This window comes from Salinibacterium sp. ZJ70 (genome assembly GCF_011751865.2).
Classification (GTDB): Bacteria; Actinomycetota; Actinomycetes; order Actinomycetales; family Microbacteriaceae; genus Homoserinibacter.
The window spans coordinates 1,605,730-1,629,559 of sequence record NZ_CP061770.1; the positions used below are offsets into that span (position 1 = coordinate 1,605,730).

The 23,830-nt window shown below is 69.0% G+C and carries 24 protein-coding genes, 1 tRNA gene and 1 other RNA gene; 14 read left to right on the top strand and 12 right to left on the bottom strand.

All coding sequences use genetic code 11. From position 1 onward, the window contains the following. The first annotated feature begins 17 nt into the window (after positions 1 to 17). From gdhA to HCR12_RS07595, 4 genes are all read left to right on the top strand, one after another. Complete coding sequence (gdhA, locus tag HCR12_RS07580) at positions 18 to 1,361, top strand: NADP-specific glutamate dehydrogenase (protein WP_166864762.1); 1,344 nt, start codon at positions 18 to 20, stop codon at positions 1,359 to 1,361. Continuing rightward, the gene (locus HCR12_RS07585; RefSeq protein ID WP_166864765.1) at positions 1,361 to 2,050 is read left to right on the top strand and encodes a lysoplasmalogenase family protein; all 690 of its coding nucleotides are present in this window, start codon (positions 1,361 to 1,363) and stop codon (positions 2,048 to 2,050) included. Before gdhA ends, HCR12_RS07585 begins: the two co-directional genes overlap by 1 nt. 9 nt (positions 2,051 to 2,059) lie before the next feature. Further along, positions 2,060 to 2,875 carry a 3-methyl-2-oxobutanoate hydroxymethyltransferase gene (panB, locus tag HCR12_RS07590; protein ID WP_166864768.1) on the top strand — a complete coding sequence of 272 codons (816 nt, stop codon included), beginning with the start codon at positions 2,060 to 2,062 and terminating at the stop codon, positions 2,873 to 2,875. A gap of 99 nt (positions 2,876 to 2,974) precedes the next feature. After that, positions 2,975 to 3,373 (top strand): hypothetical protein, encoded by a 399-nt coding sequence (locus tag HCR12_RS07595; RefSeq protein WP_166864772.1) that lies wholly within the window; start codon positions 2,975 to 2,977, stop codon positions 3,371 to 3,373. Between the two features lie 72 nt (positions 3,374 to 3,445). Here HCR12_RS07595 and HCR12_RS07600 read toward each other — a convergent pair whose 3' ends face one another. Beyond that, complete coding sequence (locus HCR12_RS07600) at positions 3,446 to 3,616, bottom strand: methionine aminopeptidase (protein WP_166864775.1); 171 nt, start codon at positions 3,614 to 3,616, stop codon at positions 3,446 to 3,448. A gap of 32 nt (positions 3,617 to 3,648) precedes the next feature. Between HCR12_RS07600 and map the strand changes: the two genes are divergently transcribed. The 3 genes from map (at position 3,649) to cspE (ending at position 5,637) form a co-directional block, all read left to right on the top strand. Continuing rightward, positions 3,649 to 4,533, top strand: coding sequence for a type I methionyl aminopeptidase (gene map / locus HCR12_RS07605; RefSeq protein ID WP_166864778.1), 885 nt, complete (start codon positions 3,649 to 3,651; stop codon positions 4,531 to 4,533). 22 nt (positions 4,534 to 4,555) lie between these two features. Beyond that, positions 4,556 to 5,314, top strand: a complete 759-nt coding sequence (gene ppgK / locus HCR12_RS07610) for a polyphosphate--glucose phosphotransferase (RefSeq protein WP_166864783.1) — start codon at positions 4,556 to 4,558, stop codon at positions 5,312 to 5,314. Between the two features lie 119 nt (positions 5,315 to 5,433). Beyond that, the gene (gene cspE, locus HCR12_RS07615) at positions 5,434 to 5,637 is read left to right on the top strand and encodes a transcription antiterminator/RNA stability regulator CspE (RefSeq protein WP_166864786.1); all 204 of its coding nucleotides are present in this window, start codon (positions 5,434 to 5,436) and stop codon (positions 5,635 to 5,637) included. A gap of 60 nt (positions 5,638 to 5,697) precedes the next feature. Here cspE and rnpB read toward each other — a convergent pair. The 7 genes from rnpB to HCR12_RS07650 form a co-directional block, all read right to left on the bottom strand. Then, an RNA gene (gene rnpB / locus HCR12_RS07620) (RNase P RNA component class A) lies at positions 5,698 to 6,066 on the bottom strand. A gap of 64 nt (positions 6,067 to 6,130) precedes the next feature. Beyond that, positions 6,131 to 6,871, bottom strand: a complete 741-nt coding sequence (locus HCR12_RS07625; protein ID WP_166864790.1) for a zinc ribbon domain-containing protein — start codon at positions 6,869 to 6,871, stop codon at positions 6,131 to 6,133. A gap of 39 nt (positions 6,872 to 6,910) precedes the next feature. After that, the gene (locus HCR12_RS07630) at positions 6,911 to 7,732 is read right to left on the bottom strand and encodes a Nif3-like dinuclear metal center hexameric protein (protein ID WP_166864794.1); all 822 of its coding nucleotides are present in this window, start codon (positions 7,730 to 7,732) and stop codon (positions 6,911 to 6,913) included. Between the two features lie 4 nt (positions 7,733 to 7,736). Then, complete coding sequence (locus HCR12_RS07635) at positions 7,737 to 10,748, bottom strand: purine-cytosine permease family protein (RefSeq protein ID WP_166864798.1); 3,012 nt, start codon at positions 10,746 to 10,748, stop codon at positions 7,737 to 7,739. Continuing rightward, complete coding sequence (locus HCR12_RS07640) at positions 10,745 to 11,668, bottom strand: DMT family transporter (protein WP_166864801.1); 924 nt, start codon at positions 11,666 to 11,668, stop codon at positions 10,745 to 10,747. Before HCR12_RS07640 ends, HCR12_RS07635 begins: the two co-directional genes overlap by 4 nt. Position 11,669: 1 nt before the next feature. Continuing rightward, positions 11,670 to 11,743 (bottom strand) — tRNA-Val (locus HCR12_RS07645). A gap of 117 nt (positions 11,744 to 11,860) precedes the next feature. Continuing rightward, a complete protein-coding gene (locus tag HCR12_RS07650) occupies positions 11,861 to 12,334 on the bottom strand; it encodes a peroxiredoxin (RefSeq protein ID WP_166864804.1) in 474 nt (157 codons plus the stop codon). A 125-nt stretch (positions 12,335 to 12,459) separates the two neighbouring features. Here HCR12_RS07650 and aceE point away from each other — a divergent pair, with 125 nt between their 5' ends. The 6 genes from aceE to fabF all read left to right on the top strand — a co-directional run bounded on the left by aceE (position 12,460) and on the right by fabF (position 20,015). Then, a complete protein-coding gene (gene aceE, locus HCR12_RS07655) occupies positions 12,460 to 15,186 on the top strand; it encodes a pyruvate dehydrogenase (acetyl-transferring), homodimeric type (RefSeq protein ID WP_166864807.1) in 2,727 nt (908 codons plus the stop codon). A gap of 16 nt (positions 15,187 to 15,202) precedes the next feature. Next, the gene (locus HCR12_RS07660) at positions 15,203 to 16,372 is read left to right on the top strand and encodes a PucR family transcriptional regulator (RefSeq protein WP_191412321.1); all 1,170 of its coding nucleotides are present in this window, start codon (positions 15,203 to 15,205) and stop codon (positions 16,370 to 16,372) included. A gap of 93 nt (positions 16,373 to 16,465) precedes the next feature. Next, on the top strand, positions 16,466 to 17,395 hold the full coding sequence (locus tag HCR12_RS07665) for an ACP S-malonyltransferase (RefSeq protein ID WP_166864813.1): 930 nt from the start codon (positions 16,466 to 16,468) through the stop codon (positions 17,393 to 17,395). Next, positions 17,392 to 18,390 carry a beta-ketoacyl-ACP synthase III gene (locus HCR12_RS07670; RefSeq protein WP_166864818.1) on the top strand — a complete coding sequence of 333 codons (999 nt, stop codon included), beginning with the start codon at positions 17,392 to 17,394 and terminating at the stop codon, positions 18,388 to 18,390. The genes HCR12_RS07665 and HCR12_RS07670 overlap by 4 nt, the downstream gene beginning before the upstream one ends. Before the next feature lie 39 nt (positions 18,391 to 18,429). Further along, the gene (locus HCR12_RS07675; protein ID WP_166864821.1) at positions 18,430 to 18,678 is read left to right on the top strand and encodes an acyl carrier protein; all 249 of its coding nucleotides are present in this window, start codon (positions 18,430 to 18,432) and stop codon (positions 18,676 to 18,678) included. A gap of 101 nt (positions 18,679 to 18,779) precedes the next feature. Continuing rightward, a complete protein-coding gene (gene fabF / locus HCR12_RS07680) occupies positions 18,780 to 20,015 on the top strand; it encodes a beta-ketoacyl-ACP synthase II (protein WP_166864826.1) in 1,236 nt (411 codons plus the stop codon). Here the strand turns inward: fabF and HCR12_RS07685 are convergent. From HCR12_RS07685 to HCR12_RS07695, 3 genes are all read right to left on the bottom strand, one after another. Next, complete coding sequence (locus tag HCR12_RS07685; protein ID WP_166864829.1) at positions 20,012 to 20,164, bottom strand: hypothetical protein; 153 nt, start codon at positions 20,162 to 20,164, stop codon at positions 20,012 to 20,014. The genes fabF and HCR12_RS07685 overlap by 4 nt on opposite strands. Before the next feature lie 31 nt (positions 20,165 to 20,195). Then, on the bottom strand, positions 20,196 to 20,699 hold the full coding sequence (locus HCR12_RS07690; RefSeq protein WP_166864834.1) for a DUF3145 domain-containing protein: 504 nt from the start codon (positions 20,697 to 20,699) through the stop codon (positions 20,196 to 20,198). A gap of 115 nt (positions 20,700 to 20,814) precedes the next feature. Next, positions 20,815 to 22,473 carry a bifunctional 3'-5' exonuclease/DNA polymerase gene (locus HCR12_RS07695; RefSeq protein ID WP_166864838.1) on the bottom strand — a complete coding sequence of 553 codons (1,659 nt, stop codon included), beginning with the start codon at positions 22,471 to 22,473 and terminating at the stop codon, positions 20,815 to 20,817. An 81-nt stretch (positions 22,474 to 22,554) separates the two neighbouring features. On the opposite strand from HCR12_RS07695, the gene HCR12_RS07700 reads away from it, so the two are divergent. Beyond that, positions 22,555 to 22,980, top strand: a complete 426-nt coding sequence (locus HCR12_RS07700; RefSeq protein WP_166864844.1) for a VanZ family protein — start codon at positions 22,555 to 22,557, stop codon at positions 22,978 to 22,980. Here the strand turns inward: HCR12_RS07700 and HCR12_RS07705 are convergent. Next, on the bottom strand, positions 22,952 to 23,785 hold the full coding sequence (locus tag HCR12_RS07705; RefSeq protein WP_166864851.1) for a DUF1684 domain-containing protein: 834 nt from the start codon (positions 23,783 to 23,785) through the stop codon (positions 22,952 to 22,954). The two genes, HCR12_RS07700 and HCR12_RS07705, sit on opposite strands and share 29 nt — an antisense overlap. Positions 23,786 to 23,830: the final 45 nt, after the last annotated feature.

Below are 23,830 nucleotides of genomic sequence, written 5' to 3' on the forward strand. Positions count from 1 at the left end.
AACAGAAAGCTCCACACGTGCACGTACAGGCTTACATCGACAACGTCTACCGCACCGCCGTCGCCCGCAATGCCGGCGAGGCAGAGTTCCACCAGGCCCTCCACGAGGTCCTGGAGACGATCGGCCCGGTTCTCGAGCAGCACCCCGAGTACGCCGAAGCCGGCATCCTCGAGCGCATCGTGGAACCCGAGCGACAGATCATGTTCCGCGTCCCGTGGGTCGATGACTCCGGCGACGTGCAGGTTAACCGCGGCTTCCGCGTGCAGTTCAACTCCGCGCTCGGCCCGTACAAGGGTGGGCTCCGCTTCCACCCGAGCGTCAACCTCGGCATCATCAAGTTCCTCGGCTTCGAGCAGATCTTCAAGAACGCGCTCACCGGCCAGGGCATCGGCGGGGGCAAGGGCGGGTCCGACTTCGACCCGCACCGTCGCAGCGAACGCGAGATCGAGCGCTTCTGCCAGAGCTTCATGACCGAGCTGTACCGCCACATCAGCGACACGACCGACGTCCCGGCCGGCGACATCGGCGTCGGCGGTCGCGAGATCGGCTACCTGTTCGGTCAGTACCGCCGCCTCACCAACCGTCACGAGTCGGGCGTGCTCACGGGCAAGGGCCTCGGATGGGGCGGCGCTCAGGTGCGCACCGAAGCCACCGGATACGGTGCCGTGTTCTTCCTGCAGGAGATGCTCTCCCGCCGTGACGAAGGCCTCGAGGGGCGCATCGCGATCGTCTCGGGTTCCGGCAACGTCGCAACCTACGCGATCCAGAAGCTGCAGCAGTTCGGCGCGAAGCCGATCACCGCATCCGACTCGTCCGGCTTCATCGTCGACGAGGCCGGTATCGACCTGGAGCTGCTGAAGCAGATCAAGGAGGTCGAGCGCGCCCGCATCTCCGCGTACGCCGACCGCCGCCCGAGCGCGCGATTCGTCTCGGACGGCCGCGTCTGGGACGTCCCGGGAGAGGTCGCGATCCCCGCGGCGACGCAGAACGAGCTCAATGGCGATGACGCCGCTACCCTGATCCGCAACGGCGTCATCGCCGTGAGCGAGGGAGCGAACATGCCGAGCACGCCGGAGGCCGTCGAGGCGTTCCAGGCGGCCGGTGTGCTGTTCGCGCCCGGCAAGGCCGCGAACGCCGGCGGCGTCGCGACCTCGGCGCTCGAGATGAGTCAGAACGCCTCCCGTCAGCGCTGGGCGTTCGACGAGAGCGAAGAGCGCCTGCACAGCATCATGCGCGACATCCACGACGCCGCCTATGAGGCGTCCGAGCGCTACGGCCGCCCCGGCGACTACGTGCTCGGCGCCAACGCGGCAGGCTTCGTGCGTGTCGCCGATGCGATGCTGGCGCAAGGGCTGATCTGATGCGGCGCGCCCCGCTGCTGCTGGGCGCCTTCGCCCCGTTCCTCGCCGTCTCGGTGTTCCACCTGACGGTCAAGGCGCTGGGCCTCATCGAACTCGATCGCGCCACCAAGGGACTCACGGTTCCGATGCTCGTCATCGGCGTGCTCGTGGTGCTCCTGGTGGGGCGGCTGCGGATGAGGCCTGCGGTGCTCGCTCTGCTGCTCGGCGGGCTCGTGCTGTCCTGGCTCGGCGACATCACCCTCGGGGACTTCGCGGTCGGGTTGAGCTTCTTCCTCGCGGCGCACCTCTGCTTCATCGCGATGTTCATCGTCGGCTTCCGCCGTCCGCCCTCGTGGTGGACGCTCGGGCTGCTCCCCTGGTACGCGGGGCTCCTGCTGGCGCTCTGGCCGTTCCTCGGAGACATGGCGTGGCTGGTCGCGGTCTACGGCGCAGTTCTGGCCGCCATGGCGGCAGCGGCGACGCGCGGCAACGCCCTCACGATGATCGGCGGCACGCTGTTCGTCGCGAGCGATTCGCTTCTCGCTTTCCGACTCTTCACCCCGCTGTTCCAGAGCCCCGCGGAGGACGTCCTCCTCATGGGCCTCTACCTCGCGGCCCAGCTGTTCATCGCACTCGGGGCGCTGCGCACGGCGACCCCTCGCACGCGCACGCGGATCCGGTCGGACGAGCCCGCCGAGCGACGCGCCTAGACTGGGCAGATGGCAGACGAGGTCGTCAAGAGAGTCCGCACCCGGCACTTCCAGAACGCGAAGGCGAACGGGATCAAGATCACGGGGCTCACGAGCTACGACGTGCTCACCGCGGGCATCTTCGACCGCGCCGGCATCGACTTCCTGCTCGTCGGTGACTCCGCGGGAAACACCGTGTTCGGCTACGACACGACCCTCCCGGTGACCGTCGACGAGCTCATCCCGCTGACGCGCGCCGTCGCCGGAGCCGTCAAGCGCGCTTTCGTGGTCGGCGATCTGCCCTTCGGCTCATACGAGGTGGGGGCGGATGAGGCGCTGCGCACGGCGTTCCGCTTCATGAAGGAGACCGGCGCACACGCCGTCAAGCTCGAGGGCGGCGTGCGCTCTGCGGAGCAGATCCATCGGATCGTCTCCGCCGGGATCCCCGTGATGGCGCACATCGGATTCACCCCGCAGAGCGAGCACCAGCTCGGCGGGAACGTCATCCAGGGCCGCGGCGAAGGCGTGGAGCAGCTGCTCGCCGACGCTCGCGCCGTGGAGGACGCGGGCGCTTTCGCCGTCGTGCTCGAGATGGTGCCCGCGGAAGCCGCGCAGCGCGTCACAGCGGAGCTCTCCATCCCCACGATCTCGGTCGGCGCCGGTCCCCACACGGATGGCCAGCTGCTCGTCTGGACTGACTGGGCGGGTCTCACGACGGGCCGCATCCCGAAGTTCGTGAAGCAGTACGCCGACCTTGCGGGAACGCTCGACAGCGCAGCGCGCACCTGGGCGGCGGATGTCGCATCGGGCTCCTACCCGGGGCCCGAGCACTCGTACGACGACTGACGCCCGCCGCCGAATTGCGAGGCCTCGTCAATTCGATAGTATTTCTCAGTACACGTCGTGGGAGCGCTCCCACGATCCACCACCACAGAAAGCGCGTACGTGTCCGACATCATCGACCTCACCGCATGGCTCAAGGCCCAGACCGACAAGTTCGAGACGAAGAAGCGTCTCCTGCTGTTCACCGACATCATCCACAAGCCCTCCGGTGAGAAGGTCAAGGAAGGCTTCCGCTACTTCCACGCCGACGCCGAGGAACTCCTCGCCGCCGTCGACGCGGATGACGTTACGGCCATCTCCGCTCTCCCCTACGCGATCGACGATGAGGGCGAGATCGACACGAGCGGCCTCTGCCTGAAGCTCGCCTACACGCCCGGCAGCGCGTTCCTCGCCGTCCAGCCGCAGGAGTACCAGGAGTACGTGCCGACGGATCTTCGTGAGCCCACGTACCTCACCATCCCCGCGGGCTTCGACATCACGGCGCTCGACCAGTCCAGCTGACCTCGAGTCGACGCTGACTCACAGACCCCCGGCTCCCTCGCGACCCCACCACTCGCGAGGGGGCCGTGGTCGTTACGTGTCCTGCTCTTCCTCCGCCGCCCAGGCGCGCGCACGCTCCGCTGCGATCTCGGGAGCGCGAGCGGCCTCCTCGCGGGTGGCGAAGGGGCCATCCCGGTCGGAGCCCAGCGACTGCGGACCCTCCTCGACCTCACCGGTCCTGTGGTTGTACCACCAGTCGACCATGACCACTCCTCTCGCTCGGTAAACTCGACCCTATGCCTCGCGACGCAGCCGGTCACCTTCTTCCGGGCGACGTGACGCCCCTCCGCTCGGTGCCCTCCTCGATCCCCCGCCCCGAGTACGTGGGTCGGCCGGGTCCCCGCCCATTCACCGGCTCCGACATCTACACCCCCGACGAGGTCGAGCGCATCCGCACCGCCGGGCGCATCGCCGCCCAGGCGATCGAAGCGGTGGGCGCCGCGATCCGTCCCGGTGTCACCACCGAGGAACTCGACGCGGTCGCGCACGAGTTCGTGATCGCCCACGACGCCTACCCGTCGACGCTCGGCTACCGCGGCTACCCCAAGTCCAGCTGCACGTCGCTCAACGAGGTGATCTGCCACGGGATCCCGGACGACACCGTCCTGCAGGATGGCGACATCATCAACATCGACATCACCGCCTACAAGGACGGGATGCACGGAGACCTCAACCGCACCTTCCTCGTGGGCGATGTCGCCCCCGAGACGCGCGACCTCGTCGAACGCACCGAAGAGGCGCTGCGTCGCGGCATCAAGACCGTCGCGCCCGGCCGGCAGGTCAACGTCATCGGACGCGCGATCGAGAGCTACGCACGCCGCTTCGGCTACGGTGTGGTGCGCGACTACACGGGCCACGGCGTCGGCCGCGCGTTCCACACCGGACTCATCGTCCCGCACTACGATGCCGCGCCCGACTATGACACCGTCATGGAACCGGGCATGGTGTTCACAATCGAGCCGATGCTGACCCTCGGCACGCCCGACGCACCTGGCGGCATCGAGTGGGACGAGTGGGAGGACGGCTGGACGATCACCACGCGCGACCGGATCCTCACCGCACAGTTCGAACACACCCTCGTCGTGACCGAGACCGGTGCCGACATCCTCACGCTCCCCTGATCGATTTCCCTGGAGGCCACTCATGAGCACTCTCGCCGTCGGCATCGACATCGGAGGAACCGGCATCAAGGGGGCGCTCGTCGATGTCGCCTCCGGTGAGCTCGTCAGCGATCGCATCAAGGTCGCCACGCCTGACGGCGGAGAACCGGAGGCCGTGCTCGGCGCGGTCGCCGAGCTCGCGGCGCAGTTCGGCCCGGACGGCGAGGGCGTCCCCCTCGGAGTGTGCTTCCCCGCGATCGTTCGGAACGGGCGCACGATGTCGGCGGCCAACGTGTCGAAGCGCTGGATCGGGCTCGAAGCGGAGCTGCTCTTCGAGGAGGCTCTGCGGCGCGATATCCACTTCGTCAACGACGCCGATGCGGCGGGCGTGGCTGAATCGCGTTTCGGCGCCGCCACCGGCGTCGACGGTCTCGTGATCGTGACGACGCTCGGCACGGGCATCGGCAGCGCGCTGATCTACGACGGCGTGCTCATCCCGAACTCGGAGCTCGGCCACCTGCAGGTGGCAGGCGAAGACGCCGAGCGCCTCGCCGCGTACTCGGCGAAGGAGCGCGACAACCTGGGCTGGGCGGCCTGGGCCGACCGGCTCCAGCAGTACTACGGCAAGGTCGAGTTCCTCTTCTCCCCCGACCTCTTCATCGTCGGCGGGGGCGTCTCGAAGCACCACCAGGAGTTCCTGCCGCTGCTGCGACTCACGACGCCGATCGTGCCCGCCGAGCTCCGCAACAACGCGGGGATCCTCGGCGCGGCGTGGCTCGCCGCACAGCCCACCCAGAGGTGACGAATTATTTCGATTCGGTGAAATCTGGGGATTATCCCTCCCGCAAACCTTTATGTGTGCATTATGTTGGGCTGGCGCCTCCCGATCGGGAACGCGTGCACCATGAAGAAAGCAGTCTCATGCCCACTGGAACCGTGAAGTGGTTCAATGCCGAAAAGGGTTTCGGCTTCATCACCCCCGACGACGGCGCTCAGGACGTCTTCGCTCACTACTCGGCCATCGACTCGTCCGGCTACCGCAGCCTGGAAGAGGGTCAGCGGGTTGAGTTCGAGGTCGCTCAGGGTCAGAAGGGTCCTCAGGCAGCGAACATTCGCCCCGTCTGACACCCAGCCACATACGCGAAACGCCCCCGGAACGAACCGGGGGCGTTTCGTGTATCTGAGGGAACGGGCCGGCCGATACGCCGGGTTCTGTCAGTCGGACGGATCCGACCGGACGGTCATCTATCTCGGGGATACGTTGCCGCAGCCCTCCAGCGGTCTACCCGACACCTCGGCGAGCAGCCTCATCGGTGTCTGTCTGACCTTGCTCCAGGTGAGGTTTACCCAGCGGATCCGATCACTCGGAACCCTGGTGGTCTCTTACACCACCGTTTCACCCTTACCGCCGGCGTAACGCCGGAGGCGGTCTACTCTCTGTTGCACTTTCTCGCGGATCACTCCGGGTGGGCGTTACCCACCACCTTGCTCTGCGGAGCCCGGACGTTCCTCGGCACGCGCCGAAGCGCGTGACGCGACCGTCTGGCCGACCCATTCCTCCCTCAGGATAGCCGTCGACGACGGCCGCCCCGCGCCTCCGGCAGCTGCGGGTGCCGGCTCAGATGCCGGATTCGGCGGTGCGCACGAGGATGGCGCTCGAATCAGGGCAGAGAATCACGTCGAACGCGGACGCCGCCCGCACCGCGTTGAGGTCGGTGGAATTGAGCGCCACACCGCTCGCGCTCGAGACACCCGCCCGCAGGTGCGATGCGCCGACGCCGTAGCGGGCGCGCTGCTTCTCATAGAGGTCGAGCAGAGCTGCGGGAACCTTGGCCGCGATCGTCTCGCGAGCCGCAACATTGTGCGCGCGGTCCTTCTCGAGCGCCACGAGGGCCTCGTCGCGCTCGGCCGTGGTCGCGCGGACACGCGCCTCGACGTCGTCGATCTGAGCGCGCACCTCGGCGAGAGCAGCTTGATGCTCGTCGACGCGCTCCATGACGACGAGCTGGATCTCCTCGAGCTCGTCGCGGCGGCGTGCCAGAGCGGCGAGCTCCTGCTCGAGCGCCTGAACATCCTTGACCGACGACGACGACTGCAGGCGATCCGCGTCGCGCGTGATGCGCGCTTCGACGACCGCGACATCCGACTCGACCCTCTTCAGCTCCGCCTGAGCGTCTTCGAGCGCACCCACGCGCTCGGCATACGTGCGACGGTGCGCATCGAGCTCGGTCGCGAGGGCCGCGATCTGTGCGTTCTGGGGAAGCGACTTCGCCTGGTGAGCCAGCTGCTGGAGTCGCGTGTCGAACTGCTGGAGGTCGAGCAGAAGTGCCTGGTCTTCGGGTGCGGCCTGGAGGCCCATGGTGTTCCGTTCTGTCGGGGGGCCGAATCGGCCGGATGGTCAGACGAGGGCGAAGTCCCACGGATCGGTGCGCAGATCGCTCACCGTGACCGTGACTTCGGGGAGGGCACGGCGCAGCTGCTCGGCAGCGACATCGAGCCACAGCCACTCCGCCGCCCAGTGCGAGATGTCCAGCAGTGCGAGCTCTCGCCCTGCAGCCCGTGCGTTCTCGCGCGCTTCGGATGCCGGATGGTGTCGCAGGTCGCTCGTGATGTACACATCCGCGGCGAGCACCTCCGGATGGCTGAGCAGCGAATCGCCCGCGCCCGCACACAGCGCCACCGTCTCGACGGGCGCGCGGTAGTCGCCGGCCCCGCGGATGCCCTGAGCGGTCGCCGGCAGCACGCTCTGCAGCCCACGGGCGAGCTCCCCGAGGGTGACGGGCGAGGTGAGCCGGCCGACGCGGCCGAGACCGAGCTGGGGATCGTCGGATGATGGGACCAGAGGCCGGGCGTCGCGAAGACCGAGTGCGCGGGCCAGGATCGCCGACGTGCCGTCGGCGACGACATCAGCATTCGTGTGAGCCGCCAGAAGGCCGCAGCCGCCGCGGATGAGGCGCGAGATGACCGCGCCCTTGTAGCGGTCCTCGGCGACCGACGTCACGCCGCGCATGAGAAGCGGATGATGCACGAGCAGCAGCTGGGCTCCCCCATCGAGTGCCTCGTCGGCAGTGTCGAGAACGGCGTCGACCGCGAGGTGGATGGCAGAGACCTCGGCTGCGGGGTCGCCCACGATGAGCCCTGGGGCGTCCCACTCCTCCGCACCCGCGAGCGGCCACAGCGAGTGGGCGACATCGACGACGTGTGCGAGCGAGGTGGGCATTGCCTCAGTCTACGAGTGCATCGACCGCAGGCATCCCCGCCGTCGCGGTCGACTCCTCATGCTTCTCCTGTCGACGCACACCCGGAATGCCGGTGATGAGCGGCAGCAGGACGCCGAGCACGAGCGCCACGATCACGCCCACATCCGTCGCAGCCCACGGGCTCTGCGCCGAGACGCCGAGCACGCTCAGCAGATACCCCTGCCACTCGAGGCCCGGAAGCTCAGCGGTCGTCAGACCGTAGCCGAGTCCCGTGAGAGCGAGGAGACCGAGCAGATTCACCCACCGCACGCTCGCGTACGCACCGCCGCGGGCGAGCAGCGAGGGCGTGTGGAAACGTCGGCTGCGGATCATCATCTCGCCCCCGAAGATCCCCGCCCACGCCGCGATCGGCACGGCGAGGGTCGTCGCGAGATCGCGGATGATGTCGATCGCCCCCACCTGCATCGCGAGCAGGACGAACGCCGCCGCGCCGATGAGCGTCGAGGCCAGAAGCGTCGCGATCGGGCGAGGCATCCGCACACCCGCGGAGATGATCGCGAGCCCCCCGGAGTACATGGTGAGGATCGCAGCCGAGATGAGGCCGAGGGCGGCTGACGCGAGCAGCGGGATGGCGAACCACCCCGGCACGATGTCCAGCAGAGCCGCGATGGGGTCGGCCGCGAGCTGCTCCGCCAGCGCACGATCGGAGGCCGCCAGGATCGCACCCCACGAGATGATCGTGAGCGTGGGGAGCACCACTCCAATGATGGTCCACACCGAGGTCGCACCCGTCGAGCTGCCGGGACGCTGATAGCGCGCGAGATCCGAACTCGACTGCGCCCATGCGAGCCCCACGACGCTGAACACGAGCACCGCGCCTCCGAGGGCGAGCACCCACGACCCCTCGCTCGTCCGCAGAATCACGGCGGAATCGAACCGGTCGGCGGTGACGACGATCGTGGCGACCATGAGCAGCGCCGAGAGGATCGTGAGGACGCGCTGCAGGCGGTAGAGGAGACCGTACCCGACCACCGCGACGAGCGCGGCGAGCACGACGCCGCACGCGAGCACCACGACGGCCCACACGGTGAGGCCGGTGTCCGCACGCCCGAGGATCACCGGGGTGATCGCGAGGGTGAGCACCCAGAGGATGACGCCTCCCCAGAAGATGCGGCCGATGATCGCGAGGATCGCCGGGATCACGTTGCCGATGTGCCCGAACGTGGCGCGCGACACCACCATGGTCGGCTGGCCGCTCCACTTGCCCGCTCGCGCGCCGAGCCCGAGCGGAATGGTGGAGAGCACGATGCCGAGCAGCGTCGCGACGAGTGCCTGACGAAGGCTCAGCCCCATGGCGAGCATCGTCGCGCCCGCGGCGATCGAGATGAAGGAGGAGTTCGCGGCGAACCAGAGCCAGAACATGCGCGCGGCGCGGCCCGCGCGCTGCTCGATCGGCGTCGGCATGACCGCCACCCGCTCGACGGCGAACGGGTGAGGGTCGGTGGGCTCGACAGCGGCCGCGCCGGCGGAGGTGCCGGTGACGGCTGCGACCCCGGTGGGCACCGCAGAGACCTCAGCGACACCGTCGGCACCCACCGGGATGAGCTGCGCGAGGTCGGCGCGGTCGGTGTCGTCGATGCCCTCGACATCGGGGTCGCCGATTCCCCCGGCGCCGGGGGCCTGGCCGGATGATGCGGCGAAGTAGTCGCTCGGGGCGAACCCGGCCGGGATCGAGACAGGCGAAGGCGGCGTCGCGCCCGGCGGGGGCAGCGTCGTCACGTCGATACCCGAATCGGAGCGCGGTGCGGGGGCCAGGTTCGGCGGAGGCGTCAGGACAGCGGCGTCGAACTCTCCCCCCTCCGGTGCGGGCGGCTCGACGAGAGGCGGAGGCCCGAATGCCGGAGGCGGTGCCGTCAGCCACGGCTGCGCGGTGGTGGGGGCCGATGCCGCGGGGGCCTCGCCCGTCGGGGTCGGCTCAGCCGACACGATCCCTTCCCGCTCCGGGTCGGGAGCGGGAGTCCAGCCCGGTGCCGCGACAGGAGGCGGCGCGAACGACGCCTCCCCCGCGACCGGGGGCGAGGCGGCGCGCAGACGCTCATCGAGGCTGGGCGCGGGCGTGGCCTCGAATTCCGGCGCGGGCGGGGCGGAAGCCGGAGTATCGGAGGTGTCGACAGCAGCCGCGGGCGGGGTGTCGATGGAGGGCAGCGGAGTCTCGGCAGTCGCGAGCGTCGGCGGCAGCTCCTGTCGACGCCGGAGTTCGTCTTCGAGCATGAGGATCGCGTCGAGCGTCGAGCTGCTCGTCGACAGCGCGGGTTCGTCGGGCGCCGACTCAGGCGGCGGCGCAAGGCCGCCATCCACCTGCTCCACCTGGGGCGGCGGACCGTAGGGGTCGACGCCTGGAAGGGCGGACTCCACCGGCGGCATGCCGAAGATCTCGGCATCCGTGAGCGGCGGGGCGACGGGATCCGGCGTCGACGGGACGGACGCGGTCGACGGCTCCTCGGCTGCGGGTGCCGGTTCAGGCGCCGGTTCGGGCGGGGTGGTCGCGAACGGCGGCACCGCGGCGAACGGCGACTGGAAGACCGGGAGCGCGGCGTCGGAAGGGGCGGCGAACGTCGGGAATGCGGGAGGGGGCGTCTCCGACACGGGCTCCGACACGGGCTCGGGCTCCGCAGCGACCATATCCGGTGCTACGAAGTCCATGGGCACCGGTGCGGGAGGCACCGGAACCGGCAGAAGGTTCACGACGGGCGTCGCTGGCGGGACGTCCACAGGAGCGGCATCCTCGGGCGGCGGCACGGCGGAGTCGACCTCTGTCGGGTCGGGCCGGAAAGCCGGGTCGGAATTGATCACCGGGATCGTGATCGGCCCCGTGTACATCGCCGTCTGAGCTGCGAGAGCTGCAGCGAGCTCGTCATCGCTGTGCGCGCGGGGGGTGTACGGCGGAGGATACGGCGCGGATCCGGGCGCGGCAGAGTCCGCACGAGCTTCCGGATCCGAATCCGCTCCTGAGCCGCGGTTCGGCACGTCGGTCATACCCGGAAGTCTAGGCGTGCTCGACTACGGAGCGAAGGAGGAAGCGCCGCGACCAAGATCACGATCCCGACCAGAATCGCGGCCATGCCGGTCCATCCGAGCGCATCGAGCCGTTCGCCGACGATCACGACGGCGAGTGTCGTCGCGACGACGGGTTCGAGCAGGGCGATCGTGGCGACCATCGACGACCGCAGGGTGCGCAGCGCCGCGCCGATCAGCAGGTACGCGAGGAACATGGGGCCGAGCGCGAGATAGGCGAGCATGCCGAGCGAGCGAGCGTCGTCGACGAGGGGAGCCCCCGTCGCCACCAGGACGGGCACCAGCAGCAGCCCACCCACGCCGAACATGGCGCCCATGACGCCGCGCGACCCGTGCCCGGTGCTGATCCCGCGCGAGGAGGCATAGGTGAAGAGTCCGTAGGCGATGCCGGCGAGCAGCCCCACGAGCACCCCCGCGACCACGCCACCTGAGCGGGCAGCCGGCCCGGCGTGCGTGCCGAGCGTCAGCAGCACCATGCCGCCGAGAGCGAGAGCGGTCGCGACGCCCCAGCGCACCGTGAGACGTCGGCGTTCGAACACCCACTCGAGCACCGCCGTGACGATCGGCCCCGAACCGAGCGCCACCACATTGCCGATCGCGACGCCCGCGAGATCCATGCCGGTGTAGAACGCCAGCGGGTAGACCACGACGCCGACGGCCCCTGCGAGCACCCAGCGGCGCGCGCCGGGATCACGGAGCACACCGAGAGCGGGTCGGGCGGCGAAGGCGAACAGCAGAAGCCCGCCGATGCCCATCGTCGCGGCGCCGATCGCAAGAGGAGACACCTCATCGGGCAGGAAGCTCGCGACCGTGCCGGTGGTGCCCCACAGCAGCGAGGCGCCCGCGACTGCCGCGACGGCGCGCGGGCGACCTGTCCCCATGTGGGCCCTGAGGGACTCGAACCCCCGACATCCACGGTGTAAACGTGGCGCTCTAACCAACTGAGCTAAGAGCCCTGACTCTCCGATGCTATCGCTGGCGGGCGTCGGCTCCGAACGTCGCTTGAGAGCGCTCGGATGCCCGAATCTGGTCAGAGCACCGCCTGCCCGAGCTGATCGCCGTGTCGGCGGCGCTCAGTCGGCGAGCTCGCGCACTTCCTCGATCGCCGCGCGGTATTCCTCGAGGTTGCGCGCCTGCCCGGGCGCGGTGATGAACGATGCACGGATGACTCCGGCGCGGTCGATCACGAAGGTGGCGCGGTTCGCGAAGCCCTTCTCCTCCAGGAACACGCCGTACTCCTTTGCGACGGCGCCATGCGGCCAGAAGTCGGCGAGCAGGGTGAAGTCGTACCCCTCCTGCTCCGCCCACGCGCGCAAGCTCGCCTTCGAGTCGACCGAGATGCCGATCAGCTCGACGCCGTTCTCCTGGAAGAGCGAGAGGTTGTCGCGCAGCTCGCACAGCTCCCCCGTGCAGGTGCTCGAGAAGGCGAGAGGGAAGAAGACGAGCGCGACCGCCTTGCGTCCGCGGAAGTCGCTCAGCCGGATGTGCTCGCCGAACTGGTTGGCGAGGTCGAAATCCGGGGCCTGCGTGTCGTTCTCCAATGCCACGATGAGCGATCATACGCGCGATGGCCCGCGTCGGCTCGACTGCGAGTTCGGGTGCGCGTGAGAACTCGCACGCCACTCCCAACTAGACTCGTCCACGGCCAGACACGATCAGGAAGAGGTCAGCGGTGACTGTGAACGACCAGGACCCGTACTCGGTGCACAACATCGATCAGGATCCCGAAGAGACTGCCGAGTGGCAGGAGTCACTCGACGCACTCGTCGATGACAAGGGACGCGCGCGCGGGCGAGACGTGATGCTCAGCCTTCTCAAGCGCTCCAAGGAGCTCCACCTGGGCGTGCCCATGGTGCCGACGACGGACTACATCAACACCATCGCGACCGAGAACGAGCCCGAGTTCCCCGGTGACGAGGAGATCGAGCGTCAGTACCGTCGCTGGATCCGCTGGAACGCAGCTGTCACGGTTCACCGTGCGCAGCGCCCCGGCATCAGCGTGGGCGGACACATCTCGACCTACGCGTCGAGCGCCTCGCTCTACGAAGTCGGACACAACTGGTTCTTCCGCGGACAGAACCACGCCTCGGGCGGCGACCAGGTCTTCTACCAGGGTCACGCCTCGCCCGGCATGTACGCGCGCGCGTTCCTCGAGGGCCGACTCACCGAAGAGGACCTCGACGGCTTCCGTCAGGAGAAGTCGCGTGCGCCCCACGGGCTGAGCTCCTACCCCCACCCGCGTCTGATGCCGGACTTCTGGCAGTTCCCGACCGTGTCGATGGGCCTCGGCCCGATCAACGCCATCTACCAGGCGCAGAACAACAAGTACCTCACCAACCGCGGCATCGTGGATCGCTCCGACAGCCGTGTCTGGGCCTTCCTCGGCGACGGCGAGATGGATGAGGTCGAGAGCCGCGGAGCCCTGCAGTGGGCCGCGAACGAGAAGCTCGACAACCTGACCTTCGTCGTCAACTGCAACCTGCAGCGCCTCGACGGCCCTGTCCGCGGAAACGGCAAGATCATCCAGGAGCTCGAGAGCTTCTTCCGCGGTGCCGGCTGGAACGTCATCAAGGTCGTCTGGGGCCGCGAGTGGGACGACCTGCTCGCCCGCGACTCGACCGGCGCGCTCGTCAACCTCATGAACGCGACGCCTGACGGCGACTACCAGACCTACAAAACCGAGGACGGCGGGTACGTCCGCGAGAACTTCTTCGGTCGCGACCCTGAGGCGCTCAAGCTCGTCGAGGGCTACACCGACGAGCAGGTCTGGAACCTCAAGCGCGGCGGTCACGACTACCGCAAGATCTACGCGGCGTTCAAGGCCGCGGTCGAGCACGAGGGTCAGCCGACCGTCATCCTCGCGAAGACCATCAAGGGCTACGGCCTCGGCAAGAGCTTCGAGGGCCGCAACGCGACCCACCAGATGAAGAAGCTCACGCTCGACAACCTCAAGCAGTTCCGCGACGAGCTCCGCATCCCGATCACGGACGCGCAGCTCGAGGAGAACCCGTACCTGCCGCCGTACTACCACCCCGGCCAGGACGACGTCGCTGTGCAGTACCTGCAGGAGCGTCGCTTCGAGCTGGGCGGCTACCTGCCCGAGCGTCGCTCGAAGTACGTCGACATCTCGCTCCCCGAGCAGAAGTCGTTCGACGTGGTCAAGAAGGGCTCCGGCAAGCAGGAGGTCGCCACGACGATGGCGTTCGCCCGACTGCTGAAGGACCTGCTGCGCGACCCCAACATGGGTCCCCGCATCGTGCCGATCATCCCGGACGAGGCGCGCACCTTCGGTATGGACGCGTACTTCCCGACCGCGAAGATCTACAACCCGAACGGCCAGCAGTACACCTCCGTCGACCGCGAGCTCCTGCTCGCGTACAAGGAGAGCCCGCAGGGTCAGATCGTCCACGTGGGCATCAACGAGGCGGGAGCCTTCGCCGCGTTCACAGCGGTCGGCACCTCGTACTCGACCCACGGCCAGCCGCTCATCCCGGTGTACGTCTTCTACTCGATGTTCGGGTTCCAGCGCACGGGCGACGCCATGTGGGCCGCCGGCGACCAGATGGCGCGCGGTTTCATCATCGGCGCGACCGCGGGACGCACCACGCTCACGGGTGAGGGCCTGCAGCACGCCGACGGCCACTCGCCGCTCCTCGCGTCGACCAACCCCGCCGTGATCACGTACGACCCGGCCTACGGCTACGAGCTCGGGCACATCGTGAAGGCCGGTTTCGAGCGCATGTACGGCGGGTCCCACCCCGACCCCAACGTCATGTACTACATCACCGTGTACAACGAGCCGATCGTCCAGCCGGCGGAGCCCGAGAACCTCGACATCGAAGGTCTGCTGAAGGGCATCTACAAGCTCAAGGATGCGACCATCCGGGGCCCCAAGGCTCAGCTGCTCGCGTCCGGTGTCTCGGTGCCGTGGGCGCTCGAGGCGCAGGAGCTGCTCGCGAAGGACTGGGGCGTCGCTGCGGATGTCTGGAGCGTCACCTCGTGGACGGAGCTGCGCCGCGACGGTCTCGCCGCCGACGAGCACAACTTCCTGAACCCCACCGCGCAGCCGCACGTTCCGTACGTGTGGCAGAAGCTCAGTGGCGCCGAGGGCCCGTTCCTCGCGGTCACCGACTACATGCACGCGGTGCCGGACCAGATCCGCGCCTGGGTCCCCGGTGAGTTCGCGACGCTCGGCGCCGACGGCTTCGGCTTCAGCGACACGCGTGCGGCCGCTCGCCGCTACTTCAAGATCGACGGTCCGTCGATCGTCGTGCGCACGCTTCAGTCGCTCGCGCGTCGTGGCCTGGTCGACCCGGCCTACGTCCTGCAGGCGATCGACAAGTACAAGCTGTACGACGTCACGGCCGGCACCACGGGAACGGCGGGCGGCGAGAGCTGAACCCTCCATGGCGGAGATGACGAAAGCGCAGACGCTCGCCTGGCTGCGGACGCTGTCAGGCGAGCTGTCTACGACGACGCTCAGGCGGCTCGATGAGACGCTCCCGTGGTATCGGGAGATGCCTCCGGGCCGCCGGAGCGCCGTCGGCCTGGTCGCGCAGGCCGGAATCACGTCGTTCATCTCGTGGTTCGACAACCCCGAGTCGACACCGTGGATCGCCGCGGATGTCTTCGGCGCGGCTCCGCGGGAGCTCCTGCGGTCGGTGAGCCTGCAGCAGACGCTGCAGCTCATCCGCGTCACCGTCGAGGTGGTCGAGGAGCGCGTCAAGAACCACGGCGACAGCCTGCGCGAGTCGATCCTGCTGTACTCACGCGAGATCGCGTTTGCCGCAGCGGATGTGTATGCACGTGCTGCCGAGGCGCGCGGGCTCTGGGACGCGCGGCTCGAAGCGCTCGTGGTCGACTCGATCCTCACGGGCGAGTACGACAGCGAGCTGCCGAGCCGCGTCGCTGCGCTCGGCTGGAACGGTCACGGCGCGGTCTCTGTGCTCGTCGGCACCTCGCCGCGGATGCTCGACGTCGACCAGCTGCGTCGCACGGCACGGCATCTCGACGCCGACGTGCTCATCGGCGTGCAGGGCAGTCGGCTCGTCGTGGTCATCGGCCGCGTGGAACGCGCGGACGACGCGGACGCGCCCGAGCAGCTTCCCTTCATCGAGATCGCGCAGCAGCTCGAACCCGGGTTCGGCACCGGTCATCTCGTGCTCGGTCACGAGGTCCCATCGCTCGTGGAGGCAGCACGCAGCGCGCGGGCTGCTCTCGCGGGCTTCGCCGTCGCCAAGGCATGGCGCGGCGCTCCCCGGCCCGTCCTCGCCGACGACCTGCTCCCCGAGCGCGCCCTCGCGGGCGATCCACTCGCACGGGCGACGCTCATCGCGAAGATCTACAAGCCGCTGCAGGATCACTCCACCGAGCTCCTGCAGACCATGTGGGCCTACCTCGACAACGGCCGTTCGCTCGAGGCGACAGCACGCGAGCTGTTCGTGCACCCCAACACGGTGCGCTACCGCCTCAAACGCATCAGCGAGGTCATCGGCTGGGATGCGACGGGCGCACGCGAGGCCCTCATCCTCCAGACTGCGCTCATCGTCGGCTCGATCGCCGACACCGGCAAGCGCACAGACTGACGTTCAGGCATCTGTCGACATCCACCAAGCTCACCCCGATTTCTTGGTGGGCTGTATTCCGCTGACAGTTCGACCTGTTGGCAGGATGGTCGAGTGACAGTTGTGATCGTCGCCCCTGGACAGGGGTCGCAGACCCCCGGATTCCTCACCCCCTGGCTCGCCGAACCTCAGTTCGCCGAGCACCTCGACGCTCTCGCGGACGCGGCAGGCGTCGACCTGCGAACGCACGGCACGGAGTCGGACACCGACACCATCCGCGACACCGCGATCGCGCAGCCCCTCATCGTGGCCGCGTCGCTCATGTCGCTCGCCGGTGTTCTCAGCGGTGACCGCCGCGACCGCATCGCCGGCATCGCCGGCCACTCGGTCGGCGAGCTCGCCGCCGCGGCAGGTGCCGGCATCCTGAACGACGCCGACGCGATGCGTCTCGTCGCCGCCCGAGGCCGCGCGATGGCAGAGGCGGCAGCGCAGGTCGAGACCGGCATGAGCGCTGTCCTCGGAGGCGACGAAGCGGAACTGCTCGCGCGCCTCGCCGAGCTCGGTCTCGAGCCCGCCAACTTCAACGGCGGCGGCCAGATCGTCGTCGCAGGCGCACTCCCCGCGCTCGCAGAGCTGCAGGCCGCACCTCCCGCCGGCACTCGCGTCATCCCGCTTCAGGTGGCGGGTGCGTTCCACACGCGCTACATGCAGCCCGCCGTCGAGGCACTGCGTGCCGCCGCATCCGACGTCACCGTCTCCGACCCGACGCTGCGCATCTGGACGAACCGCGACGGCTCGGCTGTCGACTCCGGAAAGACGTTCGTCGACCTCCTCATCGGCCAGGTCGCGTCACCGGTGCGCTGGGACCGGAACATGCAGACGTTCGCCGACGAGGGCATCACGGGCATCATCGAGCTCGCCCCCGCCGGTGCGCTCGTCGGGCTCGCGAAGCGCGGCCTCAAGGGCGTGCCGACCGTCGCCGTCAAGACACCCGACGACATCGCCGCCGCCCAGGCGCTCATCGATCAGGAGGCCGCCGCGTGACCGCGCTCCAGCAGTCCCAGGGTGTCCCGTTCACCCGCATCTACAGCTACGGTGCCGCACGCGGCGAGCACGCCGTCCCGAACGACGACCTCGTGGGTCCGATCGACTCGAGCGATGAGTGGATCCGCCAGCGCACCGGCATCATCACTCGGACGCGCGCGTCCGCCGAGGTTCTCGCTGTCGACCTCGCCGAGGCGGCCGCGCGTGAAGCCATCGAGAAGTCGGGCGTCGCACCCGAGCAGATCGATCTGGTGATCGTCGCGACCATCAGCAACGTGCAGCAGACCCCCTCGATGGCGGCCGTCGTCGCCGACCGCGTGGGCGCGAACCCGGCTGCCGCCTACGACACCAACGCGGCGTGCGCCGGCTTCAGCTACGCCGTCACGCAGGCCGACGCGCTCATCCGCTCGGGTGCCGCACGCTACGCGGTCGTCATCGGCGCCGAGAAGCTCTCGGATGTCGTCGACGGCACCGACCGCAGCATCTCGTTCCTGCTCGGCGATGGCGCGGGCGCCGTCGTCATCGGCCCTGCGGACGAGCCCGGCATCGCGGCGCCCGTGTGGGGCTCCGACGGGTCGAAGGCCGACGCGGTGGGCATGAACGCCACGCTCCTCGACTTCCGTGACGGCAAGGCCCCGTGGCCGACCCTCCGCCAGGAGGGCCAGACCGTGTTCCGCTGGGCCGTGTGGGAGATGGCGAAGGTCGCCAGACAAGCGCTCGAAGTCGCCGGCGTCGAGCCCGAAGATCTGGCACTCTTCGTGCCGCACCAGGCGAACCTCCGCATCATCGACGAGTTCGCCAAGCAGCTGAAGCTCCCCGAGACCGTCGTCATCGCCCGCGACATCACCACCACCGGCAACACCTCGGCGGCATCCATCCCCCTCGCGACGCACCGTGCGCTCGAGGAGCACCCCGAGATCAGCGGCGGTCTCGCCCTGCAGATCGGTTTCGGCGCGGGCCTCGTCTTCGGGGCCCAGGTAGTGCGCCTCCCCTAAACTTGTCCCCGGTCATTCGACACCCCTAGGAGATATCACATGGCACTGTCCACCGAAGAAGTCCTCGCCGGCCTGGCGGAGCTCATCAACGACGAGACCGGCATCGCGGCGGACACCGTCGAGCTGGAGAAGTCGTTCACCGACGACCTCGACATCGACTCCATCTCGATGATGACCATCGTGGTCAACGCCGAAGAGAAGTTCGACGTCAAGATCCCCGACGAAGAGGTCAAGAACCTCAAGACGGTCGGCGACGCTGTGAGCTTCATCGTCAACGCCCAGGCGTAAGACGATGCACGAGCGGGGGCGTTGATCGTCCCCGCTCGTCATCTTCGACGTCCCGGCCCATCACACGGGACGAATTCCATGAGACCACTCGGAGTATTCGAATGACCAAGAAGATCGTGATCACCGGCATCGGTGCCACCTCCCCCATCGGAGGCACCGCCCCGGAAAGCTGGAACGCGCTTCTCGCCGGTGAGTCCGGCGCACGGCCCCTCACGCACGAGTGGGTGGCCCAGTACGACCTCCCTGTCACGTTCGCTGCCGAGGCGAAGGTGCGCCCCGAGGAGGTCCTCGAGCGCACCGAGGTCAAGCGCCTCGACCCCATGAGCCAGTTCGCGGTCATCGCCGCACGCGAGGCCTGGGAGGACGCGGGAGCGCCCGACATCGCCCCCGAGCGTCTGGGCGTCGACTTCGCGACCGGCATCGGCGGCATCTGGACGCTGCTGGACGCCTGGGACACTCTGCGGGAGCGCGGCCCGCGCCGCGTCCTGCCCATGACCGTTCCGATGCTCATGCCGAACGCCGCCGCTGCGGCCGTGAGCATGCGCCTCAACGCCCGCGCGTTCGCCCGCACCGTCGTCTCGGCGTGCGCGTCGAGCACGGAGTCGATCGCCAACGCCTACAACCACCTTCAGGAGGGGCTCGCCGACATCATCGTCGCGGGCGGCACCGAGTCGGCGATCCACCCGATCACGATCGCGTCGTTCGGCTCGATGCAGGCGCTCTCGAAGCGCAACGACTCCCCCGAGACCGCGTCGCGGCCGTACGATGCGTCGCGCGACGGCTTCGTGATGGGTGAAGGCGCTGCTGCACTCGTTCTCGAGACCGAGGAGCACGCTCTCGCTCGCGGTGCCCGCATCTACGCGGAGCTCGCCGGCGGCGGCGTGACCGCCGACTCGTACCACATCACCGCTCCCGACCCCGAGGGCTGGGGCGCGTCGCGCGCCGTCCGCGCCGCGCTCGCCCAGGCTGGCGCCGAGCCCGATGACGTCACGCACATCAACGCGCACGCGACCTCGACCCCCGTGGGTGATGTCGCCGAATACAACGCGCTGCTCGCCGTGTTCGGCGACCGCGCCCGCGAGATCCCCGTCTCGGCCACCAAGGCCTCCACGGGCCACCTGCTCGGTGGCACGGGCGCACTCGAAGCGGTCTTCACGGTGCTCGCGGTGCACAACCGCATCGCACCGCCGACGATCAACCTCGTCGATCAGGATCCCGCGATCCCGCTCGACGTCGTGACGTCGCCGCGCGAGCTGGGCGAAGGCCCGCAGCTCGCGATCAGCAACTCCTTCGGATTCGGCGGCCACAACTCCGTGATCGCCATCCGCAGCGTCTAGAGGATCGAGCGGCAGCCGTCGTGCTGCACGCAGACCCCGTCGAAGTAGTCGGCGGGGTCTTCCTCGTTCTCGAGGTTCTCGAACCCGAGGAGCGGCTCCTCAGCCTGTTCGATGATCGAGCGGATGTCGATCTCCTGCGTCTTCAGCATCATCGCCTCCGTGCGTCGGTGGGTCGGGGTCTCAGCCGACCTTGTGCAGCCAGATGACCGGCGAGTCCTCGCTGGCGTAGCGGAACGGCTCGAGCTCGTCGTCCCACGACTGCCCGAGGGCGATGCGCAGCTGGCGGTGCAGCTCGAAGGCATCGGATCCAGCGGATTCCATGGCGGCGCGGATCCGGTCTTCGGGGACCACGACGTTGCCGGCGGTGTCGGTCTGCGCGAAGAAGATGCCGAGGTCGGGCGTGTGCATCCAGCGTCCGCCGTCGGTGCCGAGACCGGCATCCTCGGTGACCTCATAGCGCAGGTGCTCCCAGCCGCGCAGAGCGGACGCGAGGTCGGCTCCTGTGCCGCGCGGGCCCTCCCAGTAGTACTCGGTGCGCAGGGACCCCGGAAGAACGGGCTGCGCTCGCCAGTCGAAGTTGACGGCGCGTCCGAGTGCGCGCCCAGCTGCCCACTCGATGTGCGGGCAGAGAGCACGAGGAGCGGAGTGGACGTACACCACTCCGCGTGAGATCGCAGCAGCCACTTTTCTCTCCGTTCGTCAGATCCGACTTCCCCATCGTTCTGACGTCCGTACGCTGTTGCTTGCTCACATTATGCCCGGTGAGAACGCGAAATGACAAGCGTGTGACTCGGCGCGCCTATTTCGCGTCGGAGTAGGCGTCGACCGTGCCCACCGAGAGGGAGAACTCGACGGGGGTCGCGCCGAAGAGCAGCCGCCCTGCCTCCGCCGCGGCGTCACGCATGATCTCGGCGACCGCATCCGCGAAGGGCTTGGGAGTGTGCACGATGAGCTCGTCATGCAGGAAGAACACGAGATGGGGGCGCTCTGCGAGCGGGTTCGGGGCGTCATCCCCTCCCCCGAGTGCCCAGAGCCGCTTGCGCACCTCGGCCATCCAGCAGAGTGCCCATTCGGCGGCTGTCCCCTGCACGACGAAGTTGCGGGTGAAACGCCCCCAGGCGCGCTGGACATTGCGAGAGCGGTCGCGATCCTCCGCGGTGCGGGTTTCGTCGTAGCCTGCCTCGTGGCCCGGTGGCGAACTGCGACCCAGCCGCGTGGAGACGGATTCGCCGCGCTCGCCTGCACGGGCCGCGTCCTCGACGTAGGCCATCGCGCGGGGGAAGGCACGCTCGATGCGGGGACGCATCCGCCCGGATTCGCCCGTCGTGCCGCCGTAGATCGCGCCGAGCATGCCGTACTTCGCCTGCTCGCGCGACTCCACCGCGCCGGTCTCGACCATCCCCTCGTACATGTCGTGGGCCTGCCCGGCACGCGCCATCGCCCCGTCGCCCGACATCGCCGCGAGCACCCGCGGTTCCAGCTGTGCGGCGTCCGCGACGACGAGCTTCCACCCCGGGTCGGCGCGCACGGCTCCGCGGACCTGTTTGGGCAGCTGCAGCGCGCCCCCACCGTCCGAGGCCCAGCGCCCCGTCACCACACCCGCCGGTACGTACACGGGCCGGAAACGGCCGTCCCGCACCCACTCGTCGAGCCACGCCCAGCCGTTGGCGGTGTAGAGCCGCGCCAGGCTCTTGTACGCCAGCAGCGGCTCGACCACCGGATGCTCGAGCCCGCGCAGCTCCCACTTGCTCGTGCTCGACACGCGCAGTCCGGCACGCTGCAGCGACTTCAGCAGGGCGGGCGGCGAATCAGGGTTGAGCTGCGGATCGTCGAGCGCCTCGCGGATCTCGCGCGCGAGCTGCTCCATGTGCGCAGGGCGTCCGCCCGGCATCCGCTCGCCGAGGATCTCGCGCAGGATCCGGTCGTGTACGCCGCGGTCCCAAGGAAGACCGGTGTGAGTCATCTCGGCGGCGATGAGCGCGCCGACGCTGTCGGCGGCGGTGAGCAGCACGAGCCGGCCCGAGCTCGTGCTCTGGGCGATCGCGTCGAGCTGGCGGCGCAGCTCCTCGGCGACATCGCCCTCGCGGTGCGGCTCGACGATCTCGAAGAGCGCATCGGGCGCGGTTCCGGGCGGGGTGCGGGGGGCATCCCAGCTGTCGAGCGGTGCACGCGCGAGCGCCGTCTCCGCCGCCGACACGGCACGACGCAGAACGGCGCGCGTCATCCGGAGGTCGAGACACCGTTCGATGCGCACGCCAGCCGCGAGCAACGGCGGATACCAGGTGGCCGTGTCACCCCACACCCAACGGGGGTGGGCACGCTCCTCTTCGGCCACCCACGCGGCGAACTGCGCGCGTGGGATCCGCTCGCGGCCCGCCTCAGCCGCCTCGGCGTCGAGACGCACCGCGTCGACGAACCCGGCTTCGGGGGCGCTGACGGCGATGAACACGGGTTCCATCCTGCCGCCTGTGGCCGACACCCACTCTCCGGCACCGGCGACCGACGCAGGCGCGGAGCGCCCCTCGCCTAGCCTGGACGGATGCGCACCCTGCTTCTGCGGCTTCTGTTCGCCGTCTACCTCGTCACGGTCGGCTTCCTCGTCTGGTCGCCTGCACCCGACGACGTGCAGCAGACGGGGATCCTCGCGGCCGTCGCGCGCTGGGTCGCGCAATTCGGACTGCCGTTCGAGCCCACATGGACAGTGCTCGAGGTCGTCGGGAACGTCGTGCTCTTCGTGCCGTTCGGCGTGCTCGCGATGACCGCCTTCCGCGAGATGCGGGTGTGGTCGACCGCCGCAGCAGGCCTCGCCACGAGCGCCATCATCGAAGGAGTGCAGATGCTCCTGCCGACGCGCTACTCCACCGTGTCGGATCTGGTGGCGAACACGGCCGGCGCGCTCGTCGGGGCCCTCGCCGTCGCGCTCTGGCGCCGGCGGGTCAGTGCAGCGGGGCGCCGTCCTTCGTGACCGCGTTCTTCTCGCCCGCCTCGATCGGGAACGGGAAGCGGTTCTGCTTCGGCGGCATGGGGCAGTTGAACGCGTAGCTGAAGGCGCAGGGCGGCAGGATCGCACGGTTGAAGTCGAGCGTGATCGTGCCATCGGCGTTGGGGGCGAGGAACAGGAAGCGCCCGACGCTGTAGGTCGTGTCGCCGTTCGTCGCATCCGCGAACACGAGCTGCAGTGCGCGACCCGACTTGAACGCCGCGAGGTCGTAGTCGACGCCATCATGGACGAACAGGATGCGACCCGGCACGACCTCGTCGCGCGTCTGGCCGTCCGACTTGATGTGCTCGAACCCGACGGTCGTGCCCTCGGGGTTGAGCTCCCACTTCGCGGTGACGACCCAGTCCGGGTTGTAGGGGAATGCGTCGATGCCGCCGAAGGCCTGAATCGACTCCGACTGTGCGTCGAACACGCGCAGGGCGTAGAGACCACCCTCCTGGGCGATGACGAATCCGGTGACCGTGTCGCTGAAGCGGATGGACGACGGGCTCTCGTGGTTCTTGCCGCGCACGACGACGGAGCCGTCGACCAGTTCGCCGTCGACCTCGATGCCGTCAGCCGCCGACGCCGTGAGACGAACACCCGACTCACCCGCCGGCAGCGGCGCCCACGTGCCCGGCACACCCCAGATGGTCTGCTCGGTGTCGATCACCTGCGTCGTCGTGAGGGCGAGCGAGCCCTGCGGCTGGACGACCGCGAGCTCACGGCGCGAGTGGAAGTACTCGAACTGCTCTGCGGGCGTCTGGGGGGCTGTCGCGGTCTCGGTCATGTGTCCATCCTTCCCGATACCAGGAGTGCAACCGTGCCGGACACC

Coding starts and splice junctions, on each gene's coding strand:
- HCR12_RS07675 (WP_166864821.1), top strand. CDS start 18,430: ATGGCACTGTCCACCGAAGAAGTCCTCGCCGGCCTGGCGGAGCTCATC.
- fabF (WP_166864826.1), top strand. CDS start 18,780: ATGACCAAGAAGATCGTGATCACCGGCATCGGTGCCACCTCCCCCATC.
- panB (WP_166864768.1), top strand. CDS start 2,060: ATGGCAGACGAGGTCGTCAAGAGAGTCCGCACCCGGCACTTCCAGAAC.
- cspE (WP_166864786.1), top strand. CDS start 5,434: ATGCCCACTGGAACCGTGAAGTGGTTCAATGCCGAAAAGGGTTTCGGC.
- HCR12_RS07695 (WP_166864838.1), bottom strand. CDS start 22,473: ATGGAACCCGTGTTCATCGCCGTCAGCGCCCCCGAAGCCGGGTTCGTC.
- HCR12_RS07635 (WP_166864798.1), bottom strand. CDS start 10,748: ATGACCGACGTGCCGAACCGCGGCTCAGGAGCGGATTCGGATCCGGAA.
- HCR12_RS07700 (WP_166864844.1), top strand. CDS start 22,555: ATGCGCACCCTGCTTCTGCGGCTTCTGTTCGCCGTCTACCTCGTCACG.
- HCR12_RS07705 (WP_166864851.1), bottom strand. CDS start 23,785: ATGACCGAGACCGCGACAGCCCCCCAGACGCCCGCAGAGCAGTTCGAG.
- HCR12_RS07625 (WP_166864790.1), bottom strand. CDS start 6,871: ATGGGCCTCCAGGCCGCACCCGAAGACCAGGCACTTCTGCTCGACCTC.
- HCR12_RS07685 (WP_166864829.1), bottom strand. CDS start 20,164: ATGCTGAAGACGCAGGAGATCGACATCCGCTCGATCATCGAACAGGCT.
- HCR12_RS07640 (WP_166864801.1), bottom strand. CDS start 11,668: ATGGGGACAGGTCGCCCGCGCGCCGTCGCGGCAGTCGCGGGCGCCTCG.
- HCR12_RS07630 (WP_166864794.1), bottom strand. CDS start 7,732: ATGCCCACCTCGCTCGCACACGTCGTCGATGTCGCCCACTCGCTGTGG.
- ppgK (WP_166864783.1), top strand. CDS start 4,556: ATGAGCACTCTCGCCGTCGGCATCGACATCGGAGGAACCGGCATCAAG.
- HCR12_RS07600 (WP_166864775.1), bottom strand. CDS start 3,616: ATGGTCGACTGGTGGTACAACCACAGGACCGGTGAGGTCGAGGAGGGT.
- HCR12_RS07660 (WP_191412321.1), top strand. CDS start 15,203: ATGACGAAAGCGCAGACGCTCGCCTGGCTGCGGACGCTGTCAGGCGAG.
- HCR12_RS07585 (WP_166864765.1), top strand. CDS start 1,361: ATGCGGCGCGCCCCGCTGCTGCTGGGCGCCTTCGCCCCGTTCCTCGCC.
- map (WP_166864778.1), top strand. CDS start 3,649: ATGCCTCGCGACGCAGCCGGTCACCTTCTTCCGGGCGACGTGACGCCC.